Origin of the sequence: Bacteroides coprosuis, from assembly GCF_020741705.1 — a bacterium.
In the GTDB taxonomy this organism is placed as follows: Bacteria; Bacteroidota; Bacteroidia; order Bacteroidales; family Bacteroidaceae; genus Bacteroides_E; species Bacteroides_E coprosuis.
In genome coordinates, this window is record NZ_DYYK01000080.1 from 23,447 (window position 1) to 30,739 (window position 7,293).

Genomic DNA, 7,293 nt, shown 5'->3' on the forward strand with positions numbered 1-7,293 from the left:
TTATTTTTAGAAAAAGATTAGTTTTATGAATAGGATAGAGGTGCTTCTTGCTACCCAAAAACCTTTTGCCCAATCTGCCATACAGCAGATGGAAGAGGCACTGGGTGCTGCTAACATTAAGCTCGAGCAGCTAGAAGCTTATGCCGATCGAAAAGAATTAATGGAACGACTGAAAAATGTCGATGCATTAATCGTAAGAAGCGACATTATAGATAAAGAAATAATTAAAGCAGGTAATCAGCTTAAGGTGATTGTTCGTGCAGGGTCTGGCTTTGATAATATTGATATTAAAGCTGCACACGATGCAGGTGTTATTGTTATGAATACGCCTGGACAAAATGCTAATGCTGTTGCCGAACTTGTTTTTGGTATGCTCCTTTGGGGAGCACGCAATGGGTTTAATGGTGTTTCGGGGTTTGAGCTTAAAGGGAAAACACTAGGAATTCATGCTTTTGGTAATGTTGGTCAGAATGTTGCCCGTATTGCCAAAGGTTTTGGAATGAATGTGTTGGCCTATGACCCTTATACTCCATCGGTTGTAATCTATCGTTCTGGAGTAGAGCCTGTTTCTTGTGCTGAGGAACTATATTCTAAATCGGATATTATTTCTATTCACTTACCCTATACTCCTTTAACTAAAAAGGTGATAAATAGGGAGCTGATGCAGAATTTGCCCGAAAAAGCTATTCTTATTAATACGGCTCGTAAGGAAGTTATTCATGAGGAAGATCTTATAGCCATGATGAAAGAAAGACCTCAGATGAAATATCTTACAGATATTGCTCCTGCACATCCCGCAGAATTTTTAGAAATGGGTAACCGTTATTTTGCAACTCCTAAAAAGATGGGTGCACAAACTCTTGAAGCGAATAGTAATGCTGCTGTTGCTGCTGCTAGGGAGTTGATCAATTACTTCGAGTCGGGTAATGTAGATTTTAAAGTTAATTAGACCTCAATTTAGTGTTTTTATGTAATAGCGATGGTTATCGCACAATTGTCTAACTAGTTTTACTGTTGGCAATGATTAGTACTGAGAGAAGCCTTCTATGCGAATAGAGGGCTTTTTTATTGGGTATAATTTGAAGATTAATAAGCATAAACATGTATTTATAAATGAATGTAAATACGTATTATTCTAAGACTAAATAACTTATTTATTTTGACACCGACATCGTTTCATCATGTCGGTGTCAAAGTATGATTTTAACCCTGACAAAGTACTCTTTTGAGTAAGTCATTTAAAATAGTCGTTTTTGTGTGTATTTTTATTCATATAAGTAGAAGTCTGCAACTGCTTGTATAAAGACAACAAATAGAGTGCATCTAGTTCTTCTGTAAGGGATATAAAAAAAGAGACTGTCTAGTCTAAGACAGTCTCTTTTCTATAGATTTATTATCAGTTATTAATTAATACCACCACCTAGTGCACGATACAAGTTTGTACATGCTTGGAGTTGCTGCAGCTTATCATTAGTTTGATTGAGCTGTGCTTGTAGTAAACCTTGTTGAGCACTTATAACCTCAAGGTAGGTTGCCTCACCAGCTTTAAGAAGCTCTTGCGTATATTCCATAGATTTCCTTTGAGAATCTACTTCTATAGCTCTATCAGCATTCTTTTTCAATGAGTTTTCATAGACATTCATGATGTCCGAAACTTCTTTTCCAGCCGTTAAAACCGCTTTTTCAAAAGCATAAAGTGTTGCTTTTTGTTCGGCCTTAGCCACTTTCAATTGAGTTACTAGCTTTTTACGAGCAAAGATAGGTTGAGTTAATCCACCTACAAGATTTGCTATCAGGTTTTCTGGTTTAAAAAACTGACTTAGTGTATTTGTTGTAGCATAACCTATCATACCCGATGATAATGTAATAGCAGGGTAGAAGCTTGCTTGAGCAGCATTTTTAAGTTCGAAAGCTGCACGGAAAGTAAGTTCTGCCTGTTGTACATCAGGGCGTCTTGACAACATCTGTACAGGTACACCTGAAGCAAGTGAAGTAGGAATATATTGAGCAGCAATAGTGCTTCTTTCAATATGACCAGCATCACGACCTAGCATTACACTGAGTGCATTTTCCAATTGGTAGATGGCACTCTCCAAATCGGGAACCGTAGTTCTTACATTGTGAAGTGATGCTCTCGATTGTTCTACAGCAGCAGCTGTAACCATTCCTCCTTCTTTCATAGCTTCCATAGTAACCAAGCTTTCTTCCATAAAAGTAATCATCTCTTTGGTTACTTTCAGTTGCTCATCAAGCGCTAAAAGAGAATAGTAGCTATTGGCTACACTAGAAATAAGCGAGGTTTGAATCAATGTTCTACCTGCATAGCTATTTAGCATATCAGCATATTTAGCTCTAGATTGGCGGTTTAGCTTACCCCAAATATCAAGTTCCCAGCTAGCTACAAGTCCTAAACTATACTTTTCGGAGTGATAAGCTAGGCTGTTTCTATCTTGTGGCATACCAGTAAGGGGATCGGCACTACTTAATCTTGTTTGATTAACTTGTGCACTTAGTGCCAATTCAGGGAAATAAGCAGCACGTGCCATTCCTAGGGCAGCTTCTGCTTGCTTTATCCTTTGTTCTGCCATAAGCATATCGTAGTTGTTATTCAATGCTTCGGCAATATAACCTTGTAGTTGAGTATCCTTAAAGTACTCCGACCAAGGAATATCTGCTATTGTGGTTGAATCACTTGGATTCATCTCACGGTATAGATTTTTAGTATCTAGCTCGGGAGATTTGTAGCGATTTGTAACTTGACAAGACTGTAATCCTGCAATCGCTATCAATCCAAGTAACACTTTTCCGTATTTTAATTTAAATTTCATAGTTTCTACTTTATAAAATGTTTGCCTCTATTTCTTAGACGTCTTTTTACTGAATCGGTCTTGAATAGTTTGGAATACGATATAAAGTGTTGGAATAACCAATACACCAATCATTGTACCCACGAACATACCTCCCACAGCGCTGATACCGATAGAACGGTTACCAGTAGCACCTGCACCAGATGCAAACATTAGAGGAAGTAAACCAATAATTAATGCGAAAGATGTCATTAAGATCGGACGAAGACGAGCAACAGCTCCGTTTACTGCCGCTTCAACAACAGTTTGTCCTTGCTGACGACGTTGAAGAGCATACTCCACAATCAAAATAGCATTCTTGGCAAGAAGTCCGATCAACATAATCATAGATATCTGTACATAAATATTGTTTACAATACCGATGTGTGAGCCAAATATCTTGATAAAGATGAATACCCCAGCCAAACCAATAGGAAGTGAAAGCAACACCGCCAATGGTATAATGTAACTTTCGTAAAGAGCAGCAAGAAGCAAGTACACAAAGACAATACAGATAAAGAAGATAATACCTACCTGTGATCCTTGTGAGGTTTCTTCACGTGTCATACCCGAGAACTCGTAACCATAACCTGTAGGAAGAGTGTTTGCAGCAACTTCTTTTACAGCATTAATAACGTCACCCGAGCTATAGCCATCTATCGAGTTTGGCATAATAGTTACGTCCATAGATTGGAACATATTGAAACGAGTCAAAGCTTGAGGTCCCATAACAGGTTTGGTAGAAATAAACTCAGTTAAAGGAGCCATTTCTCCATAAGCCGTACGAATTTGAATACCTTCAAGGTCTTCGAGTTGCTTACGATATTCTGGTGGTGCTTGAAGCATTACACGATATTGCTTACCATACAAGTTGAAATCGGATACATACATACTACCAATATAAGCCTGCATAGCAGTCATAACATCTTGTAGAGTAAGTCCAGCTTCTTTGATTTTAGCAATGTCAGCAGAAATCTCTCTTTGAGGGAAGTTAGGGTTGAATGTTGTCATAGCCACCATAACTTCTTTTCTTTGGTTCATACCAGCTAGGAAGTTGTTTACATTATCATAAAATGTAAAAATATCACCCCCTGTTTTATCTTGCATTTTCATCTCAACTCCCGTACTCATACCAAAACCTTGTAGAGTAGGCATACCAAAGAACATAAATGTAGCATTGGGGATGCTCGCTGTTCTTTGAGATAAATAAGCTGCAATATCATCGGGTTTTTTATCACGTTCGTTCCAGTGTTTCAAATTCATGAAAATTGTGGAGTAAGAACTAGCAATACCTCCCATACCTCCGAGGAAGTTAACACCTGTAATTTCTGTTGCAAAGTTTATCTCTTCTACTTCTTTGGTGATCTGTATCAATTCATTTACTACAGAGTCTGTTCTTTCCAAGGATGAACCAGGAGGAAGAGAAACCAATCCTACCATAGTCCCTCCATCTTCTTGAGGAACAAAACCTGTAGGAGTTGTTTGCATCATGAAGTAAAGTAATCCTGAGAATGTGATAATAATTGCTACAGTAATCCAGCGATGTCCTCTTTTTCCTAAGAAGTGAAGAGATGATTTGTACTTTTGAGTGGCAGCATCAAAATTTGCATTAAAGAATACAAAGAAACGCTGTGCAAAGTTTTTCTTCTTTTCTCCACTTTTCAAGTCTGGCTTTAAAAATAAAGCACAAAGTGCAGGACTCAAAGTTAGTGCGTTTACTGCTGATAGAGCAATCGCAATAGCAAGAGTCAAACCAAACTGACGGAAGAATACTCCCGATGTACCTCCAATAAAGCTGACAGGTATAAATACAGAAGACATCACTAAGGTTATTGAAACAATAGCTGGTGAAATCTCTTTCATAGCTGCTATAGCTGCTTGTCTAGGATCTGTCTCTCCTGCTTCCATATGGGCATGGACAGCTTCTACCACAATAATAGCATCATCTACTACAATACCAATCGCCAAAACAAGGGCAAATAGAGTCAAAATGTTGACTGAGAAGCCCATAACGTGCAGAAAGAAGAATGTACCAATGATGGCTACGGGTACCGCTATACCAGGGATCAAAGTTGATTTCCAATCTTGTAAGAAAAGGAATACAACCAAGAATACGAGTATAAGAGCTTCAAATAGAGTTTGAAGAACTTTGGATATAGATGCATCTAAGAAGTTGTTTGCATCCATTAAGTAAGACATCTTTAACCCTGGAGGGAATGATGGAGCTGCTTCATCAAGAACATTCTTAATGTTATTAATTACTTCTTGAGCATTTGAACCTGCAGTTTGGCTGATAGAAATAAATACAGATTCATTACCATTTGTCTTTGAGATAATATTATAACTCAAAGAGCCTAAATCTACATTAGCAACATCTTTTAATTTCAGGATATGGCTATCGCTAGAACGAATGATAATATTTTCAAATTCTTCTGGTGATTCCAAACGCCCTGTGTAGCGTAATGTATATTGGTAAGTTTGGTCACTATTTTGTCCTAATTCCCCTGGGGCTGCTTCGATATTCTGATCGGCAAGTGCAGCGATAACTTCTGTTGGATTCATCTTGTAAGATGCCATCACATCAGGTTTCAACCACACACGCATAGAATAGGTTTTAGCACCCATTACCGAAGCATCACCCACACCATATACACGCTTAATCTGCGGTATCAAGTTAATGTCGGCATAGTTTTGAATAAACTGTCCGTCATAATCAGGGTTTTCAGACGATAATGAAATACCTAAAATATAGCTACTCAACTGTTTCTTTACAGTTACCCCGATTTTGTTTACTTCAGCTGGAAGAATGGGGGTAACGGTAGCCACCAAGTTTTGAACGTTTACGGCTGCAATGTCGGGATCTACACCTTTTGCAAAGTAAACTTCAATAGAGGCCATACCCGAGTTTGAAGCCGAAGAAGACATATAAGTCATACCTTCTACTCCGTTCACAGCTTCTTCAATAGGGATCACTACACTCTTCATAATAACGTCAGCATTCGCCCCTGGATATTGAGTCGAAATATTGACGGTAGGAGGTGCAATGTCGGGGTATTGTTCAACGGGTAATGTGACAATACCTATAACTCCCAATACTACTATAAATATTGAAATTACAGTAGATAATACCGGTCTATCAATAAATGTTTTTAACACAATCTTTTTATTTTGATTTTAATAATAAGAATTTCGTATCAATTCTTTTTATTACTTAAGTTGTTGTTGGTTGTACTTATTCAGTAGCTATTTTCTTACCATGACGTAGAGTTACAATACCATCAGTTACAATTTTGTCTTTTTCTTGTAAGCCACTTGTAACCACATATTGTTTGCCATCAGGTGTAGGTAGAACAGAAATGGATTTTAATACTACAGAATCTCCTTGTACTTGGTAAACTAAGTTTTTGTTTTGTTGCTCAAATACAGCTTTTTGAGGGATGATTAAAGCATTATCCATGTGAGTAGGAATAGTGATTTTTCCACTCATACCACTTCTTAATTCAAAATTACTGTTTGGGAATACCGCTCTAAAACTTACAGAACCAGTTGTAGCATTAACAGAACCTGTAATGGTTCCTATTTTTCCTACATAAGGGTACTCTGTACCATTTGCAAGAGTAAGTCTTACTTGTGGTGCATTTTTAATTTTTTCGGCTTGTGTATTACCTTCAAGTTCACTTAGAAAAGTAGAAAACTCTTTTTCATTCATTGAGAAATAAGCATAAATGCTATCTACATTGGCTACTGTAGTAAGTACATTCATAGAGTTTACCAAACTACCTAAACGTAGAGGAATTGCACCTACAAATCCATTAACAGGACTAGTAACGTTTGTCCAGCCAATTGTAGCTTGTGCATTTTTAAGGTTGGCTTCAGCTTGTGCCAATCCTGCTAAGGCTGAATTGTAAGCATCTTCAGCTGTAGCAAGTTGTACACTACCTACAATGCCTTTTTCTGCAAGTGGTCTAATTCTATCTACATTTAACTTCGCAGTATTAACAGAGGATTGAGCCATTGTAATAGCTGCCTTTGCACTTGTTAGTGCTTGCTCAGACTGAGGAGAGTTTATTTTGAAAAGTGCTTGTCCTTTTTTCACTAGAGAACCCTCATCAATATAAATGGCATCAATGAAGCCATCAATTCTAGGGCGAATCTCAATATCCTGTTGTCCTTTCAGGCTAGCAGGATAAGTAGTAGTCAATTCAACTTCTTGACCCGTAATTACCTGGGTAGGGTATTTTTGAACGTCAGTTTGTCCTGCGTTTTGCGATTTATTACCACATGAAACTAGTAGTAACAAAGCCGACATTCCATAAATTAAGTTCGACAATTTCATAATTTAATGTTTACTGTAAATCTTTGTTTAATTATTGTATAAATACTTGTATGCTTTACCTTTATATCCTCGTTAAGTAACGTCATTTATACTTCTTAGGTTCATGAAAGA

At 37.5% G+C, this 7,293-nt stretch carries 4 protein-coding genes; 1 reads left to right on the forward strand and 3 read right to left on the reverse strand.

Annotated features, from left to right (window positions below):
• Positions 1 to 25 precede the first annotated feature (25 nt).
• Positions 26 to 949, forward strand: a complete 924-nt coding sequence (locus K8V80_RS04775; RefSeq protein ID WP_276775792.1) for an NAD(P)-dependent oxidoreductase — start codon at positions 26 to 28, stop codon at positions 947 to 949.
• A 454-nt stretch (positions 950 to 1,403) separates the two neighbouring features.
• Here K8V80_RS04775 and K8V80_RS04780 read toward each other — a convergent pair whose 3' ends face one another.
• The 3 genes from K8V80_RS04780 to K8V80_RS04790 form a co-directional block, all read right to left on the reverse strand.
• The gene (locus tag K8V80_RS04780) at positions 1,404 to 2,828 is read right to left on the reverse strand and encodes an efflux transporter outer membrane subunit (protein WP_006744500.1); all 1,425 of its coding nucleotides are present in this window, start codon (positions 2,826 to 2,828) and stop codon (positions 1,404 to 1,406) included.
• Positions 2,829 to 2,855: 27 nt separating this feature from the next.
• Positions 2,856 to 6,002 carry an efflux RND transporter permease subunit gene (locus K8V80_RS04785; protein WP_276775794.1) on the reverse strand — a complete coding sequence of 1,049 codons (3,147 nt, stop codon included), beginning with the start codon at positions 6,000 to 6,002 and terminating at the stop codon, positions 2,856 to 2,858.
• Positions 6,003 to 6,078: 76 nt separating this feature from the next.
• On the reverse strand, positions 6,079 to 7,182 hold the full coding sequence (locus K8V80_RS04790) for an efflux RND transporter periplasmic adaptor subunit (protein ID WP_006744502.1): 1,104 nt from the start codon (positions 7,180 to 7,182) through the stop codon (positions 6,079 to 6,081).
• Between the last annotated feature and the right edge of the window lie 111 nt (positions 7,183 to 7,293).